Raw genomic sequence first — 14,888 nt, forward strand, 5'->3', positions numbered from 1 at the left:
CTCAATATTAAGAACGTAGAGGAGAACACACACATGACATTAACGAAAGATCAACTTATGATTCGTGACATGGTAAGACAATTTGCTCGAAAAGAAATTGCTCCATTAGCTATTCAGCTTGATAAAGAATCGCGTTTTGCAAATGATATTTTCAAAAAGTTAGGTGAATTAGGTGTTTTAGGTATTCCTTTCCCGGAAGAGTATGGCGGTTCAGGTGGTGATACTGTTTCGTATGCACTAGCAGTTGAAGAAATTGGGTACGCGTGCGGAGGAACAGGATTAAGCTACGCTGCAGCTGTTTCTCTCGGTGCAAGCCCAATTTATTATTATGGAACAGAAGAGCAAAAGAAGACGCATCTTACACCTCTAGCATCTGGACAATCGCTAGGAGCGTTTGGTTTAACAGAGCCTAATGCAGGTTCAGATGCAGGCGGCACACAAACGAAAGCTCGCTTAGAAGGTGACGAATACATCATCAATGGAGAAAAGTGCTGGATAACAAATGCAGAATATTCGCGAACGGTGATTGTCACAGCCGTAGTCGGTCAAAAGGAAAATGGGAAAAAGATTATTTCCGCGTTTATTGTGCCAACAGATTCACCAGGATTTAAAATTTCTTCTAATTACGACAAGATGGGTGTGCGCGCTTCGAATACGTGCGAGCTTGTTTTAGAGGATGTTCGAGTGCCAAAAGAGAACTTATTAGGAGACCCGGAAAAGGGTTTTAGTCAGTTTCTTTATACACTTGATGGGGGACGAATCTCGATAGCTGCTCTCGCTGTAGGCATTGCACAAGCGGCATTTGATCGCGCGTTAGCCTATTCTAAGGAACGAAAACAGTTTGGGAAGTCAATTAGTTCGTTTCAAGCGATTCAATTTAAGCTCGCTGATATGGCGATGGAAATTGAACTTGCAAGGAATATGGTGCATACAGCGGCACAGCTAAAAGATAGTGGCAAACCGTTTGGAAAAGAAGCGGCTTATGCAAAACTTTTTGCTTCAGAAATGGCTACACGCACGTGTAACGAAGCGATACAAATTCATGGCGGTTATGGTTATATGCGCGAATATGAGGTCGAGCGGATGTTGCGAGATGCCAAGTTACTTGAAATTGGAGAAGGTACGTCTGAAATCCAACGTCTCGTTATTGCTAGACACTTAGGCTTAGGCAAATAAAGGAGGGGAGAGCGGTTTGATTACATCTATTTTAATCGCTAACCGAGGTGAAATCGCATCTCGTATTATCCGAACGTGTAAAAAGATGGGCATTCGCACAGTTGCAATTTATTCTGAAGCGGACGAACAAGCACAGCATACAAAGCTGGCAGACGAAGCCTATTACGTAGGTAAATCAAACGTTCAGGAAAGCTATTTAAATCAAAACCGTATTTTAACCATTGCGACAGAAGCAAAGGTGGATGCGATTCACCCTGGATATGGATTATTATCCGAGCAAGCTTCCTTCGCGACGAATTGTCGAGATCATGGATTTATTTTTATCGGACCTGACGCTAAAGCGATTTCTTTAATGGGTGATAAATTACAAGCACGAAAAACAATGATTGCAGCTGGGGTTCCTGTTATTCCAGGTACAGATGCAGTAGAAACCATCGAAGATACACTTAAAGAGGCAAATCAAATCGGTTATCCTGTTATGTTAAAGGCGGCATCCGGAGGTGGAGGAATCGGCATAACGATCTGCCGAAATGATCAAGATTGTGAAAAAGCTTTTGAAAAAAATAAGAAGCAGGCTTCAATGTTTTTTGGAGACGGTTCACTCTATGTGGAGAAGTATATTGCCAACCCAAGGCATATTGAGCTGCAATTGCTCTCGGACGAAGCGGGAAATATTCTTGTTTTTGGAGAAAGAGAATGCTCCATACAGCGGCGTCATCAAAAAATTATTGAAGAAGCGCCATCACCATTTTTAACTGAAACTCTTCGAAAAGCGATGATCGAAATGGCGATTCAAGCTGGAAAAGCCATTCATTATAAAAATGCAGGTACGATTGAGTGCTTAGTTGATGAAGACGGAATGTTCTATTTTTTAGAAATGAATACGCGACTTCAAGTAGAGCACCCCGTAACGGAAGAAATTTTTAACATTGATCTCGTTGAGTGGCAAATTCGCATTGCATCTGGAGAAACATTGCCGTGGAAACAAGAAGATATCCATTTTTCAGGTCATGCAATCGAAGCGAGAATTTATGCGGAAGACCCTATCCGCTTCTTTCCGTCACCTGGAACAATTCAAGAATTGTCATTACCGAATGCAGCGCATATTCGTCATGAGTGCCCAATTGAAGCTGGCAGTGTCGTGAGTCATTTTTATGATCCAATGATTGCGAAATTGATTGTAGTTGGCCGTGATCGAGAAGAAGCCATTCGTCGTTTAGACGAGGCAATCAATACGTATACGCTCACAGGAATTAAAACGAATATCCCGACCATTAAAGCGATCGTAAGTCACAACGTTTTTCAAGCTGGAGAAGCAACTACTGCTTTTATGGAACAGCATCAAGGCGAGTTAACAAAACGAATTCAGGAGGTTCTATCATGAGTTTTATTCAAGCATCAATGGCAGGAAATGTATGGAAAATCGTAGTATCAGTAGGCGATACGATTGAAAAAGGGCAAGAGGTAGCGATCTTAGAATCAATGAAGATGGAGATTCCAATTGAAGCTGAAGTGGCAGGAACAGTAAAAGCGATTGTAAAACCCGAAGGAGAATTTGTAAATGAAGGAGATCATTTAATTGAACTTGACTAGTGAACTGATTTCAAAAGAAGGTACACAAGTTGTAACGTTAACACTCAATCGACCGAAAGCTGCGAATGCGTTATCGACACAATTGTTAAAAGAACTTAGAGCTCATATGGAGACACTTCAAAATGACAATGATGCACGAGTCATTATTTTGACTTCTGCTGGTGAAAAAGCTTTTTGTGCAGGGGCAGATTTAAAAGAGCGAATTACGATGAATGAAGAAGAGGTACAGGAAGCGGTTCGGTTAATAGGTGAGACGATCCATGAAGTATCTAAGCTTCCTCAACCTGTTATTTGCGCAGCAAACGGATTAGCACTGGGTGGAGGGCTTGAACTTGCTTTAGCAAGTGACTTGCGAGTCTTTTCTGAAGACGCCCTCTATGGATTAACGGAAACATCACTTGCTATTATTCCTGGCGCAGGAGGCACACAGCGATTACCCAGCATTGTCGGCGTAGGAAAAGCGAAAGAATTAATTTACACAGCGCAACGGATTACTGGAAAAGAAGCGCTAGACATTGGCTTATGTGAATATGCGGTTCCGTTTGAAGATGTGTTGAATAAGGCAAATGATCTTGCAGCTCAAATTGCCAAGAATGGACCAGTCGCGATTAAGGCTGCCAAGCAGGCAATTGATGCAGGTGCACACCTTTCGATTGAAGAAGGATTAAAAATTGAGAATGGCGCCTATCAGCAAACGATACAGACGGACGATCGAATGGAAGGTTTGAAGGCTTTTAAAGAAAAAAGAAAGCCCGACTACCAAGGGCACTAGAGGTGAAACGATGACGATTGAACAGCGGTATAAGGAAAAAGTCGACACAATTTATCAAGGTGGACAAGAGAAATACCATGACCAGAATGAAGCAAAAGGAAAACGATTCGTACGACAGCGTTTATCTTTATTACTTGATGATGGGCTTGAAACCGAAGATGGGTTATTTGCCAATTCAGAGGCGGAAGGTTTACCGGCAGATGGTGTCGTTTGCGGAACAGGCAAGATAAATGGAAAAACAGTTTGTGTCATGGCGAACGATTCAACAGTAAAGGCTGGTTCTTGGGGAGCACGAACTGTAGAAAAGATTATTCGTATCCAAGAAACTGCGGAGAAATTAGCCGTTCCAATGCTGTATTTAGTTGACTCAGCAGGGGCTCGTATAACGGATCAAGTTGAGATGTTTCCAGGTCGAAGAGGCGCAGGAAGGATTTTTCATAACCAAGTTAAGTTGTCAGGGAAAATTCCTCAAGTGTGTATTTTATTCGGTCCTTCAGCAGCTGGTGGTGCGTATATCCCTGCATTTTGCGATCTTGTTATCATGGTGGAAGGAAACGCTTCTATGTATCTGGGCTCTCCGCGCATGGCTCAAATGGTTATCGGTGAAAATGTGAGCCTAGAAGAAATGGGTGGAGCTTCCATGCACTGTAGTGTTTCGGGTTGTGGTGATATTCTTGCAAAAGATGAGCTTGAAGCGATCGACCACGCAAGAGAGTACATTTCATACGTTCCACAGAGTTATAAAGAACAAGTATCGATGGCTGAGCCGGTATTGCCAAAAGATTTACCGAAAACCATTGAAGATATTATTCCTGAAAATCAAAATACACCGTTTAATATGTATGACTTGTTGGATCGACTCATCGACGACAATAGTTTTTTTGAAATAAAAAAATTGTTTGCGCCAGAATTGATTACAGGTTTTGCACGATTAAATGGAAGAACAATTGGTATTATTGCCAATCAACCTAAGGCAAAAGGTGGCGTCTTATTCCATGACTCGGCTGATAAAGCTGCTCGATTTATCACCTTATGTGATGCCTATCATATTCCGCTATTATTCCTCGCAGATATTCCCGGCTTTATGATTGGGACAAAAGTGGAACGTGCTGGAATTATTCGCCATGGCGCAAAAATGATCTCGGCGATGGCGCAAGCAACCGTACCAAAAATTTCTGTCATCGTGCGTAAAGCGTATGGTGCTGGTCTTTATGCAATGGCAGGCCCTGCATTTGATCCCGATTGTTGTTTAGCGCTACCACAAGCGCAGATTGCAGTGATGGGCCCAGAAGCTGCGGTAAATGCGGTCTATGCAAATAAGATTGCTGAACTAGAGCCAGGGGAACGCAATGCGTTTATTGCTGAAAAAAGAGATGAATATAAACAGAACATTGATGTGTATCGCTTGGCATCTGAACTCGTAATAGATGGGGTTGTGAACGGAAATGACTTGCGTGATGAATTAACAAAACGATTTGCGCTTTATGCAACAAAGGATGTCGTCTTTACGGATCGAAAACACCCAGTTTATCCAGTTTAGTATGTGTGAGAAGAGGAATTGACAGGAAAGAGCCTACCGGAGTGGAGAGTATCCAATTTGGGAAGGCTCTTTGTCGTTTAAAGGAGAGGATTGGATAACTTTTCCTGAAAAAATTTTTTATAAAAGCATACATAGAAAAAGAGACAAGGAGACATTCTATAGTTACACAGGGAGGTGAAACAATAATGGCAGATAACAGAAGTTCAAACAACCTAGTTGTACCTGGTGTACAACAAGCACTTGATCAAATGAAGTACGAGATTGCTTCAGAATTTGGTGTTAACCTTGGTCCTGATACAACGGCACGTGCAAACGGTTCAGTTGGTGGGGAAATCACTAAACGTTTAGTTCAAATGGCTGAACAACAAATGAGTGGCGGTTACCAAAAATAATTAAATAAAATGGAATTAGAAAAAGAGACGAGTGACTCGTCTCTTTTTTATTAGCGAATGCGCTGTTCATTTTCAGGGTTGAAGAAGTGAGCTTTGTTCATGTTTAACGCGAGCTCAATCGTATCTCCGCTTTGTGCAGTTGTACGAGAGTCGACGCGGGCAACAAATTCTTGGCCTTCAATAGAAGAGTAGAGGACCGTTTCTGCACCTGTTAATTCTGCTACATCAATCAATGCATCAATTTTAGACCCTTCAGATGAAGAAATAAAGACAGGCTCATCATGGATATCTTCAGGACGAATGCCTAAAATAAGTTCTTTATCGGCAAAGCCTTGTTCACGCAGAATGGAAAGTTTTCCTTCTGGCACTTGAATGCGCTGGTTATTAATAACGAATTCATTGCCATCTAACTTACCAGATAAGAAGTTCATTGATGGAGAACCAATAAAGCCACCAACAAAAATATTCTCTGGGTTATCGTAAACATCTTTCGGTGTGCCAATTTGTTGAATTAAACCATCTTTCATAATGACAATTCTTGTTGCCATTGTCATAGCTTCTGTTTGATCATGTGTAACATAAATCGTTGTCGTTTGTAGACGTTTATGAAGTTTTGTTATTTCTGCACGCATTTGTACACGAAGCTTAGCATCTAAGTTTGAGAGAGGTTCATCCATCAAGAAAACTTGAGGGTCACGAACAATCGCACGACCGAGTGCAACACGCTGACGCTGACCACCTGACATCGCTTTCGGTTTACGGTCAAGCATTTCTTCTAATCCTAAAATCTTTGCAGCATTATCCACACGTTTTTTAATTTCTTCCTTCTTAAACTTTCTTAGTTTTAGGCCAAACGCCATATTGTCATAAACGTTCATATGCGGATAAAGAGCATAGTTTTGGAAAACCATGGCAATGTCTCGATCTTTAGGCGCAACGTCGTTCATCCGCTTGTCACCGATAACTAAGTCACCTTTAGAAATCTCTTCCAGACCTGCGATCATTCGTAGTGTTGTTGATTTTCCACAACCAGAAGGTCCAACAAATACGATAAACTCTTTATCCTGAATATCAAGATTAAAATCGGAAACCGCTGTAACATCCCCATCATATACTTTGTAGACATTGTTTAATTGAATAGAAGCCATTTTTCTTCCCCCTCGTGATCTTTAACTGCCTTTATTGTAACCCCTTACATAAAAAGAAAGCTATGTACAGATTGCACAAAGATTAAACGTGAGTCTTTGTGCAACCTGTACATTAATGTGGTTGTTTCAATAGAAGAAAGGTTAGTGTAGCGTGTGTAAATAGTCTTAAGTCTAAACCTGTTTGTGCGCTAAATTTATCTAGTCGATATTGAAGGCTATTGCGATGAAGGTGGAGTGCCTTTGCGGTTTTTGATGTATTAAGATTCTCTTTAAGAAAAGTTGTCACCGTATAAATTAATTCGCTATCTTGCAGTAGCTCATTTGAGAAAAAGTGAGAACGCAGTTGCTGAAAGCGATCAGGATCAATATGATTCTTAATCTCAATTAGACTTGAGGTAGCGACATCAAATGTATGTGGCCCTTTTTTAAGTTCAATTCGCTTCGTAAACAAATCTCTTTCAAACGATAGAGAAGAGCGCATATGGTTCTCTCTCAACGGGACACCTAAAAACGTACGAATGGTTGTATAAAAATCAGATTCAATTAGTTCAATAATCGCGTCTAAATCATAATCGGCGTAATCAGAATAAAATAACAGAACCCCGGTTCGTTCACTTTCCCATAGCAAAAGAGTCTGAGATGGAAAAAAAGAAAGAACGGCTTCTCTAAATGCTTCAATTTCTATGATCGGTTGTTCTACATAAAAGTGAAGCCCGGTAAGGGAGCGATCCAATTGGGGCTGTGGCCCATCTCGATAAATGTAGGTATACCATTCTTGTTCATGTTTTGTTAGTGGTTTTGGGATATCATCCGACTCCGATAGCAACAGAGACAATAATGTTTTTTCCCGTTCAGTTAATTTAAGACGATGCATATAAATCATTTCTTGTTGGGATTGAAAGGCTAAACGGTACGCTAACTCATCTGTTGGTTGCCATAAAGCATGAGAAAAAGTTTCTTTTATAATTGCATTCATGAAAGAACAAACCTTTCTATATGTAGAACTTGTTTGTAGTATAACAAAAAAGAAGCTCAAAATTGAGCTTCTTTCTCATTGTTTTTCTTTTGAAAGGGGAATGTCTTCTTCGATTTTTCCACCAGAATCCGGGTCAACGCGACCTCCATTTAATCCTTCATTCACATAGCGGTCAATATCGAGTTCATATTCCTTGCGGCTGTCAATGTCTTTACGTTCATCCATTTGCCATCCCTCCTACTGTTTAGAATGGCAAATTGCTCATCTTTTATTCTTGAGGCTGATGTTCATCCTCATAAACATGATAAAGCATCAAATCATGAATGGCATGTTTTAAATCTTCTTCGTTGTCTAATTGTTTAGGTGGGCTGTCCCATTCAATTGTTCCATCATAGTAATACGTACCTGATGTAAACTGTCCTTGAAAATAAAAAGAAAAGAGCCAACTTTGATTTCGTTGTTTATGCTGTAATGGCTTATACTGAAAGTGAACGAGCATTAGAATCACTCCATATTTTTATTGAAAAGGGTTACATAAATTAGTCTATCATAATGTTCGTTTTCTGTGTGGAGAAAAATAAGCTATACTTGTAGTGGACACAATGAATTTAGATACAAGGGAGGCAGTTTGCTGCAGATAAGCAGTAAGCGTTAAATGTGCAATGGGTTTTATTAGTTTTCGTTCTCGCAGTTGTTGGTGCGATCGTTGGAGCGGCGACAAATGCGTTAGCTATTCGGATGTTGTTTCGACCTCATCGCGCTTATCATTTAGGAAAGTGGCAACTGCCATTTACACCTGGTTTATTACCAAGAAGGCAACAAGAACTCGCAAAGCAAATGGGGAACATCGTCTCAAATCATTTGCTTACAGCTGAAGGACTCGGCAAAAAAATTAGTAGTGAAGTATTCTCGAACGAATTAACAACTTGGGTAAGTGAACGCCTAAAGAAATGGTTAATGAGTGAACAAACAATTGAATCCTTATTAAAGTCAATTTTAACGGTGGAAGATGGAAAAGAAGCGTTTGTTGTAAAATCGAAATCGTGGATAAAAGAACGAATAAAACGATATATCGCAAACAATCAAGACGTTTCAGCGAAGCAGTTTGTTCCATTAGAAATGCAGACAACCGTACTAACCTATCTGCCGAAACTGTCAGAAAAAATGATTGAAAAAGCAAAATCCTATGTAGAAAGTGCAGATGGACAAGAAAAGATGGTCGCTATGGCTTCGAACTTTCTGTCGTCAAAAGGGAAGCTTGGTGGAATGCTATCAATGTTTTTATCGAGTGAAAAAGTCGTTGATATGCTTTATCCGGAGATTATTAAGTTTCTTAACGATGAAAAAACAAAAGATATGCTACATGGGCTGCTCGCTCGAGAATGGAATCAGCTTTTAGAGAAGCCGTTATCCTCGTTCAACGCAGAGACTTATATTGATGATGTTATTGATAAAGCTACAGATGGAATTGAAGATAAAATTCCACTTCTAAATTGGTATGATGCACCACTGCATACATGGACCACGCCTTACGTTGAGCGTATTGTAGAAAATTGGGCACCGCAAGTAGTAAAGGTAACTACCGGCTATATTCAAGTACATTTAGCGTCAATTTTGGCAAGCTTGCGTTTAAATGAAGTCATTGAGCAGCAAGTTGCTTCGTTTTCAATGGCTACTTTAGAAGATCTTATTATGACGATTACGCGAAAAGAACTGCGTTTAATTACGTTGCTAGGTGGACTGATTGGAGGCATTGTCGGTCTCATTCAAGCGGTCATTGTCCACTTTTTTTATTAGGATCTATCATATGACGTGAATTCTATGGACTGACGTGTTATAGTCGGTTGGTAGGGAGTGATAAACATGAGTATGACATATGATAAAGCACATGAATTAAAGGATGCACTTGAGCAAAGTGAAGAGTTCAAGTCCCTTCATGAGCTACATGAACAAATTGAAGCGGATGAGATTGCAAAAAAAATGCTTGAGAACTTCCGTAAGCTTCAACTAGATCTTCAACAAAAGCAAATGCAAGGCATTCAAATTTCTGAAGAGGAAGCGCAACAAGCGCAACAGCAATTTGAACTTGTTCAACAGCATGAGCTTATTTCAAAACTAATGGAAGCAGAGCAGCAGCTTAGCGTGATTATTACAGAGTTAAACAAAATCATCACGGAACCATTAGAGAAGATTTACGGCGATCCTTCTCAAGAACAGTAAGTATCAAACCACCACTTTCATTGAATGTGGTGGTTTTTTCTATGGTTTAAAGTTCTACTTCGGCTATATTTGCATAAGTCTTAAACAAGATGGGTCTTGTTTTACAACATGAATTTCTCGGAGGAGGAACACGCTTGAAAACCTATAATTTGTTAGTTATGAACATTGATAAAATGTTTCTAGAAGGGGATATGAAAGCAAGCAAAAAGACAAAGTCTGCAATGTCCTACTTAGCGAAAAAGCAAGTGTCAGTCGTCTTAGTGACAAACCAGTCTTTTTCATTTGCAAAAAAGATCGCTCGCAATCTAAAGGTAGATAGCATGATGATTGCGCATGGTGGCGCCCTTATATCGGATACAAATCAAAATGAATGGTACAATCGACCATTAAGTTTAGAATCGACGCTTGATCTATGTCACGTACTGGAGCGTTTTGATTGTGAAGTGAAACTACAGTATGGAGACTACTGTGCGTCCATTCGACCGCAACATAAACAAACGTTGTTAGCAAGAATGTCGTTTAATTCACCAGGAGAACAAATCCTTTATCCACTCACCTATGTGGATTCGCTCTATGAACATGTCCTTAAAGAAGGAAAAGGCCCTTTAAATGTGGGTTTAAAATGTGAAGAAGAAAAAGATTTAGCCTATATTTGTGAGACATTAAAGGAAGAGATTCCTGATTTGACTGTTACGTTTACGAATAAAGGCGAATGTTTCGTCGTTGGCGCAGGGGCTGAAAAAGAAAGGGCGCTACAATGGCTAGTGAACAAAGATCAATTGTCGCTCGACCAAATTGTTGTTGTTGGTGCCGGCAATGAAGATGCAGAAATGGTGGCAATGGCAGGTCTCGGTGTAGCAATGGGCGATGCCCCGCAAACAGTTCAAGAAAAAGCGAATTGGGTGACCAGAACGACCGAACAAGATGGTTTAGCATATATGGTCCACGAAGTATTTCGAAAACAATTAAACATACAAATGAAAGAATAAAGCGAAACCCAGCCGGTTTAATTCCAGCTGGGTTTTTGGCTGTATCCACATCCAATGTGAGACAGCCTTATCGAGCAAATAAGATCATTTTGCCGTTAAGCGTTAAACGATGCGTTAACCCTTCAGCATTGACCTCTTGCAGTTTTGTCTTCGCTTCTGAAATCGCGTGTTCTTCTGTATCCGCTTCAATTCGTTCGTTTAACACAACGGAGCTATCTTTATTAAAAGCCGTTAAAAAGTAAGTCATCATGTCCCTCCTGTTAGCGTTTTCATTTAGTTTATCATGAATAACATGTGTATTCACCTATTTTTAATGAGATGAATAGACTAAAGCAAAAGGGGGAATACAACATGAGTAATGAAAACATGATGTCGCTTTGTCAGCGTTATACGAATTATCCTGTCAAAGTATCCTTAGCGAACGGTGAAGAGTTTGAATCAGTCATTGAATATGTAGACCAGGAAAATCTTCATGTTCTTTATCCAGTTGACCAAAGTGAATATCCGATGCAAATTACGCAATTAGAAGGATTTCAATCAATGAATGAAAATGAAGCTCATCGCTATGGTTACGGGTACCCACCTTACGGATATGGAGGCTTTCGCCCTTACGGATGGAGACGCTGGGTGTTACCATTGACTGCACTTGCTGCCATTGCATTACTTTAGGCTACTCTATTGAGTTAGCCTTTTATTACATAATCGTGGAAAAATCAACGAAAAAATGCGTGAGATTACGTAATTTAAGGACATAAATGGCGTTTACGCTCGAAATTATGTAAAATGTAACTACAAGTGAACTGAAAGAGAGGATGTTACTAATGGAAATGTACGATATTTATTTAGTTGAAGACGAAGAAAATTTATCAGAAGTTTTGAAAGCATATATGCAAAAAGAAGGTTGGAATGTGACTGTTTTTGATAATGGAGATGCAGCTGTTGAAGCTGTTTCGGACAAGCCACACCTTTGGGTTTTAGATATTATGCTGCCGGGGACGGATGGCTATCAAGTGTTAAAAGCGATAAAAAATGAAGAAGATACGCCAGTTATTTTTATTTCTGCACGAGATCAAGATCTTGATCGTGTACTTGGGTTGGAAATGGGAAGTGACGACTATTTATCAAAGCCGTTCTTGCCACAAGAATTAATTATTCGCGTGAAAAAAATCTTAAATCGGGTGTATGGTTCAAACACATCTGATGTACAAAAAGTAGAATTAAATGCTTATACCATTGATCCAATTGGTCGGACAATTATTGACACAGAAGAAAATAACGAAGCGGTCGATTTAACAACGAAAGAAATGGATTTAATGTTGTTACTATCCGCAGAAATTGGAAAAGCTTTTTCACGAGAAAAAATTATTGAACATGTGTGGGGAGACAACTATTTTGGCTCAGAAAGAGCAGTTGATGACGTGGTCCGCCGTGTACGTAAGAAAATGCCGCGCATTCATCTAGAAACGCTATATGGCTACGGCTATCGGATTCTATCCTCATGATAAAAATAAATTTAACGAGACGAATTTGGCTTGCATTCGTTTCGTTAATTGTGCTTGTTGCGCTTTCAATCATTATTGTGTATCCTATTTCCATTCGAGGCGCATTAACAGAAGAAACCTATCAAATTATTGATAACAGTGTTCGCGATCAGTTAACGCAAGAAGATGCCAATTGGGAAACGTTTTTGAGTCAACAACCTGGATTTTATCAATCTAGACAAGAACAACGAGCCACGGTTTCTTTTTTAATTGAAATTACTGGTTCAACCTACGCCATTTATAATACGCCGATTGATGTTGTGCCAGACCCACCTGTACATGAAGAGATGCGCTACAATGCTATTGAACAAAATAATCAGACAGGTCGGTATGAAACAACATTTGGTGGACAGACATTATTTTATACGATTAACGATTTGGCCAGTCCAGCAGAGGGTTCGGACTTGTACCTTATAACGTATATGTGGGATACATATCGAGATGAAATGGTTCAAAATTTATGGGAACGATTGCTTTATTTGCTCTTGTTAACAAGTGCTTTAAGTTTGTTGCCAGCCATATGGTTAAAGCACTATTTGCGTCAACCATTGGCGATATTAGAGAATCATTTAGAGCAAATTGCAAATCGCAACTGGCAAGAACCACTTAAGTGGGAGGGCGACGAAGATTTTGAGCGACTATCGTATCAATTTGAACGAATGAGACAGAACTTAAATAGTTATGATCGCGCACAGAAAACGTTTATTCAGCACGCTTCTCACGAATTAAAAACGCCGATTATGGTTATCAAAAGCTATGCCCAGTCTGTAAAAGACGGCATCTTACCAAAAGAAAACCTCGGGAAAACAATGGATGTCATTACGGAAGAAGCCAATCGAATGGAACGCCGCGTAATTGATATGCTTTATTATACAAAACTCGATCAAATGCAAAAGGAACAGTTAAAAGTAGAAGCGTTCCCTTTTGGAAAATTAGCTTACCAAATCGAAGAGCGGTTCCGCTATCAAAGAGATGATGTGACCATTCTTGTTCAAGGTGCGGAAAAAATGATGAAAGCCGATATTGAACAGTGCGAGGTTCTTCTAGAAAACTTAGTTGAAAATGGGCTGAGGTATGCGCAGCGTGAGTTAACAATTAAAGCGGAGGAAGATGAGCGATACTCCTATGTAATTGTAGAAAATGAAGGCGACCCGATTGATGCGGATTTAAGTAAATTGTTTAGTCCATTTTATAAAGGAAACAAAGGCAAATTTGGTCTCGGACTAGCGATCGTTAAGCAAATCGCTGAATTGCATCACGGTTTTGCAAAAGTAGAAAACATTGATAAAGGTGTTCGTTTTACGATTGGTTTACCAAAACCGTATCAAGCAGAGGCTTTAGAATCTAAATCAAAGAAAAAAGACAAGAAACGCCCAACGTCATAAGTGATGATTTTGAGGCTTACTTCGCTTAATCCTTTCAAAAGAATCATGAGGGGATTAAGCTTTTTTTATTGATAGGAAATAAGCGCTAATACGTTGGAAGCTGTCTGTGCTATACTAAAAATAGAGAAAACAGTAGATTGAGGTGACGGTTGTGGAAAAAGGAATTAAATATCACCAAGTGGGAGAAGCGGTAAATCGTTACTTGTTAATAAAGACTGCGACAAAACAAATAGCGAGTAACTCTAAACCCTTTTTAACATTAATCTTAGGTGATCATACAGGAGAGATTGAAGCGAAATTATGGGGCGTTTCACCAGAAGATGAAGGAACATTTATTAACAAAACGATTGTTCACATACAAGGAGATGTGATTGATTATAGAGGGCGCACCCAGCTTAAAATTGCGAGCATACGACCAACAAGTCCAATGGATGGTGTTGAAATTAATGATTTTGTGCGATCAGCGCCAATATCGGCTGAGGATATGCTTGATGAAGTAAACCAGTTTATTTTTGATATCCAAAATCCGAACATCCAACGTATTACGCGCTTTATTGTAAAGAAGCATCAAGCGGAATTTGTTGAATCCCCAGCTGCAACGAAAAACCATCACGAATTTATGGGCGGTCTAGCTTTTCACGTTGTATCTATGCTTCGGCTAGCCAAAAACATTGCTGCACAATACACAAATTTGGATACAGACCTCCTTTATGCTGGCGTTATTCTTCATGATATTGGGAAAGTGAAGGAGCTTTCCGGTGCCATTGATACAACGTATACACTTGAAGGAAAATTATTAGGACACATTTCAATTGGTGCAATGGAAATTCACGAAGCTGCACAGGAGTTAAAAATTGAAGGTGAAGAACTGATTGTTCTTCAGCATTTAATGCTTAGTCATCACGGCAAAGGAGAATGGGGCAGCCCTAAACCTCCTTATATACGTGAAGCAGAAGTGCTTCATATGATTGATAATGTAGATGCAAAAATAAATATGATGGATCGAGCGCTTGAACGAGTAGAGCCAGGCGAATTTTCTGAACGAGTGATGGCTTTAGAAAATCGTAGTTTTTATAAGCCTAGCTTCCATAAAAAACCGTTAGATTTATAAACGTGTTCTAGAAAGATTTGGCCATGCATATCATTAGAAAAGGAA

Annotated in this window: 18 protein-coding genes; 13 read left to right on the forward strand and 5 right to left on the reverse strand. The window is 39.7% G+C overall.

The genetic code is table 11. The annotated features are described in order from the left end of the window. The first annotated feature begins 33 nt into the window (after nucleotides 1-33). The 6 genes from ABC361_RS07140 to ABC361_RS07165 all read left to right on the forward strand — a co-directional run bounded on the left by ABC361_RS07140 (nucleotide 34) and on the right by ABC361_RS07165 (nucleotide 5,473). Nucleotides 34-1,176, forward strand: a complete 1,143-nt coding sequence (locus tag ABC361_RS07140) for an acyl-CoA dehydrogenase family protein (RefSeq protein ID WP_413073353.1) — start codon at nucleotides 34-36, stop codon at nucleotides 1,174-1,176. Nucleotides 1,177-1,192: 16 nt separating this feature from the next. Further along, a complete protein-coding gene (locus tag ABC361_RS07145; protein WP_413073354.1) occupies nucleotides 1,193-2,560 on the forward strand; it encodes an acetyl-CoA carboxylase biotin carboxylase subunit in 1,368 nt (455 codons plus the stop codon). Beyond that, a complete protein-coding gene (locus ABC361_RS07150; protein WP_413073355.1) occupies nucleotides 2,557-2,769 on the forward strand; it encodes an acetyl-CoA carboxylase biotin carboxyl carrier protein subunit in 213 nt (70 codons plus the stop codon). Before ABC361_RS07145 ends, ABC361_RS07150 begins: the two co-directional genes overlap by 4 nt. Further along, nucleotides 2,762-3,541, forward strand: coding sequence for an enoyl-CoA hydratase (locus ABC361_RS07155; protein ID WP_413075733.1), 780 nt, complete (start codon nucleotides 2,762-2,764; stop codon nucleotides 3,539-3,541). The genes ABC361_RS07150 and ABC361_RS07155 overlap by 8 nt, the downstream gene beginning before the upstream one ends. A 10-nt stretch (nucleotides 3,542-3,551) precedes the next feature. After that, on the forward strand, nucleotides 3,552-5,081 hold the full coding sequence (locus ABC361_RS07160) for an acyl-CoA carboxylase subunit beta (protein WP_413073356.1): 1,530 nt from the start codon (nucleotides 3,552-3,554) through the stop codon (nucleotides 5,079-5,081). Nucleotides 5,082-5,266: 185 nt separating this feature from the next. Further along, nucleotides 5,267-5,473: an alpha/beta-type small acid-soluble spore protein gene (locus tag ABC361_RS07165; RefSeq protein WP_099300268.1), complete on the forward strand. Its 207-nt coding sequence runs from the start codon at nucleotides 5,267-5,269 to the stop codon at nucleotides 5,471-5,473. 50 nt (nucleotides 5,474-5,523) lie between these two features. Here the strand turns inward: ABC361_RS07165 and ABC361_RS07170 are convergent, their stop codons facing one another. From ABC361_RS07170 to ABC361_RS07185, 4 genes are all read right to left on the reverse strand, one after another. Further along, a complete protein-coding gene (locus ABC361_RS07170; RefSeq protein WP_413073357.1) occupies nucleotides 5,524-6,621 on the reverse strand; it encodes an ABC transporter ATP-binding protein in 1,098 nt (365 codons plus the stop codon). A 112-nt stretch (nucleotides 6,622-6,733) separates the two neighbouring features. Beyond that, entirely contained in the window at nucleotides 6,734-7,597 is an 864-nt protein-coding gene (locus tag ABC361_RS07175) for a helix-turn-helix domain-containing protein (RefSeq protein WP_413073358.1), read from the reverse strand. A gap of 75 nt (nucleotides 7,598-7,672) precedes the next feature. Then, nucleotides 7,673-7,822: a hypothetical protein gene (locus tag ABC361_RS07180; RefSeq protein ID WP_176554180.1), complete on the reverse strand. Its 150-nt coding sequence runs from the start codon at nucleotides 7,820-7,822 to the stop codon at nucleotides 7,673-7,675. A gap of 43 nt (nucleotides 7,823-7,865) precedes the next feature. Further along, on the reverse strand, nucleotides 7,866-8,096 hold the full coding sequence (locus tag ABC361_RS07185) for a DUF5342 family protein (RefSeq protein ID WP_413073359.1): 231 nt from the start codon (nucleotides 8,094-8,096) through the stop codon (nucleotides 7,866-7,868). A 158-nt stretch (nucleotides 8,097-8,254) separates the two neighbouring features. Between ABC361_RS07185 and ABC361_RS07190 the strand changes: the two genes are divergently transcribed. From ABC361_RS07190 to ABC361_RS07200, 3 genes are all read left to right on the forward strand, one after another. Next, a complete protein-coding gene (locus ABC361_RS07190; protein ID WP_413073360.1) occupies nucleotides 8,255-9,394 on the forward strand; it encodes a DUF445 domain-containing protein in 1,140 nt (379 codons plus the stop codon). A 66-nt stretch (nucleotides 9,395-9,460) separates the two neighbouring features. Further along, on the forward strand, nucleotides 9,461-9,817 hold the full coding sequence (locus ABC361_RS07195) for a YlbF/YmcA family competence regulator (RefSeq protein ID WP_099300273.1): 357 nt from the start codon (nucleotides 9,461-9,463) through the stop codon (nucleotides 9,815-9,817). Nucleotides 9,818-9,951: 134 nt separating this feature from the next. Beyond that, entirely contained in the window at nucleotides 9,952-10,806 is an 855-nt protein-coding gene (locus ABC361_RS07200) for an HAD-IIB family hydrolase (RefSeq protein ID WP_413073361.1), read from the forward strand. 67 nt (nucleotides 10,807-10,873) lie between these two features. Here the strand turns inward: ABC361_RS07200 and ABC361_RS07205 are convergent, their stop codons facing one another. Beyond that, nucleotides 10,874-11,053, reverse strand: a complete 180-nt coding sequence (locus tag ABC361_RS07205; RefSeq protein WP_413073362.1) for a YhzD family protein — start codon at nucleotides 11,051-11,053, stop codon at nucleotides 10,874-10,876. Between the two features lie 104 nt (nucleotides 11,054-11,157). On the opposite strand from ABC361_RS07205, the gene ABC361_RS07210 reads away from it, so the two are divergent. From ABC361_RS07210 to yhaM, 4 genes are all read left to right on the forward strand, one after another. Next, nucleotides 11,158-11,475 (forward strand): hypothetical protein, encoded by a 318-nt coding sequence (locus ABC361_RS07210; RefSeq protein ID WP_413073363.1) that lies wholly within the window; start codon nucleotides 11,158-11,160, stop codon nucleotides 11,473-11,475. Between the two features lie 152 nt (nucleotides 11,476-11,627). Next, nucleotides 11,628-12,308 carry a response regulator transcription factor gene (locus tag ABC361_RS07215; RefSeq protein ID WP_099300277.1) on the forward strand — a complete coding sequence of 227 codons (681 nt, stop codon included), beginning with the start codon at nucleotides 11,628-11,630 and terminating at the stop codon, nucleotides 12,306-12,308. Further along, nucleotides 12,305-13,732, forward strand: a complete 1,428-nt coding sequence (locus ABC361_RS07220; RefSeq protein WP_413073364.1) for a sensor histidine kinase — start codon at nucleotides 12,305-12,307, stop codon at nucleotides 13,730-13,732. The genes ABC361_RS07215 and ABC361_RS07220 overlap by 4 nt, the downstream gene beginning before the upstream one ends. Nucleotides 13,733-13,883: 151 nt before the next feature. Then, complete coding sequence (gene yhaM / locus ABC361_RS07225; RefSeq protein WP_413073365.1) at nucleotides 13,884-14,843, forward strand: 3'-5' exoribonuclease YhaM; 960 nt, start codon at nucleotides 13,884-13,886, stop codon at nucleotides 14,841-14,843. Nucleotides 14,844-14,888 lie beyond the last annotated feature (45 nt).

The sequence above is a fragment of the Shouchella phoenicis genome, assembly GCF_047238345.1.
In the GTDB taxonomy this organism is placed as follows: domain Bacteria; phylum Bacillota; class Bacilli; order Bacillales; family Bacillaceae_D; genus Shouchella.

Bases quoted from the DNA above. Each gene is read 5' to 3' on its own strand.
- ABC361_RS07215 (WP_099300277.1), top strand. From the start codon at position 11,628: ATGGAAATGTACGATATTTATTTAGTTGAAGACGAAGAAAATTTATCA.
- ABC361_RS07150 (WP_413073355.1), top strand. From the start codon at position 2,557: ATGAGTTTTATTCAAGCATCAATGGCAGGAAATGTATGGAAAATCGTA.
- ABC361_RS07185 (WP_413073359.1), bottom strand. From the start codon at position 8,096: ATGCTCGTTCACTTTCAGTATAAGCCATTACAGCATAAACAACGAAAT.
- ABC361_RS07170 (WP_413073357.1), bottom strand. From the start codon at position 6,621: ATGGCTTCTATTCAATTAAACAATGTCTACAAAGTATATGATGGGGAT.
- ABC361_RS07220 (WP_413073364.1), top strand. From the start codon at position 12,305: ATGATAAAAATAAATTTAACGAGACGAATTTGGCTTGCATTCGTTTCG.
- ABC361_RS07175 (WP_413073358.1), bottom strand. From the start codon at position 7,597: ATGAATGCAATTATAAAAGAAACTTTTTCTCATGCTTTATGGCAACCA.
- ABC361_RS07140 (WP_413073353.1), top strand. From the start codon at position 34: ATGACATTAACGAAAGATCAACTTATGATTCGTGACATGGTAAGACAA.
- ABC361_RS07165 (WP_099300268.1), top strand. From the start codon at position 5,267: ATGGCAGATAACAGAAGTTCAAACAACCTAGTTGTACCTGGTGTACAA.
- ABC361_RS07210 (WP_413073363.1), top strand. From the start codon at position 11,158: ATGAGTAATGAAAACATGATGTCGCTTTGTCAGCGTTATACGAATTAT.
- ABC361_RS07205 (WP_413073362.1), bottom strand. From the start codon at position 11,053: ATGACTTACTTTTTAACGGCTTTTAATAAAGATAGCTCCGTTGTGTTA.
- ABC361_RS07195 (WP_099300273.1), top strand. From the start codon at position 9,461: ATGAGTATGACATATGATAAAGCACATGAATTAAAGGATGCACTTGAG.
- ABC361_RS07180 (WP_176554180.1), bottom strand. From the start codon at position 7,822: ATGGATGAACGTAAAGACATTGACAGCCGCAAGGAATATGAACTCGAT.
- ABC361_RS07160 (WP_413073356.1), top strand. From the start codon at position 3,552: ATGACGATTGAACAGCGGTATAAGGAAAAAGTCGACACAATTTATCAA.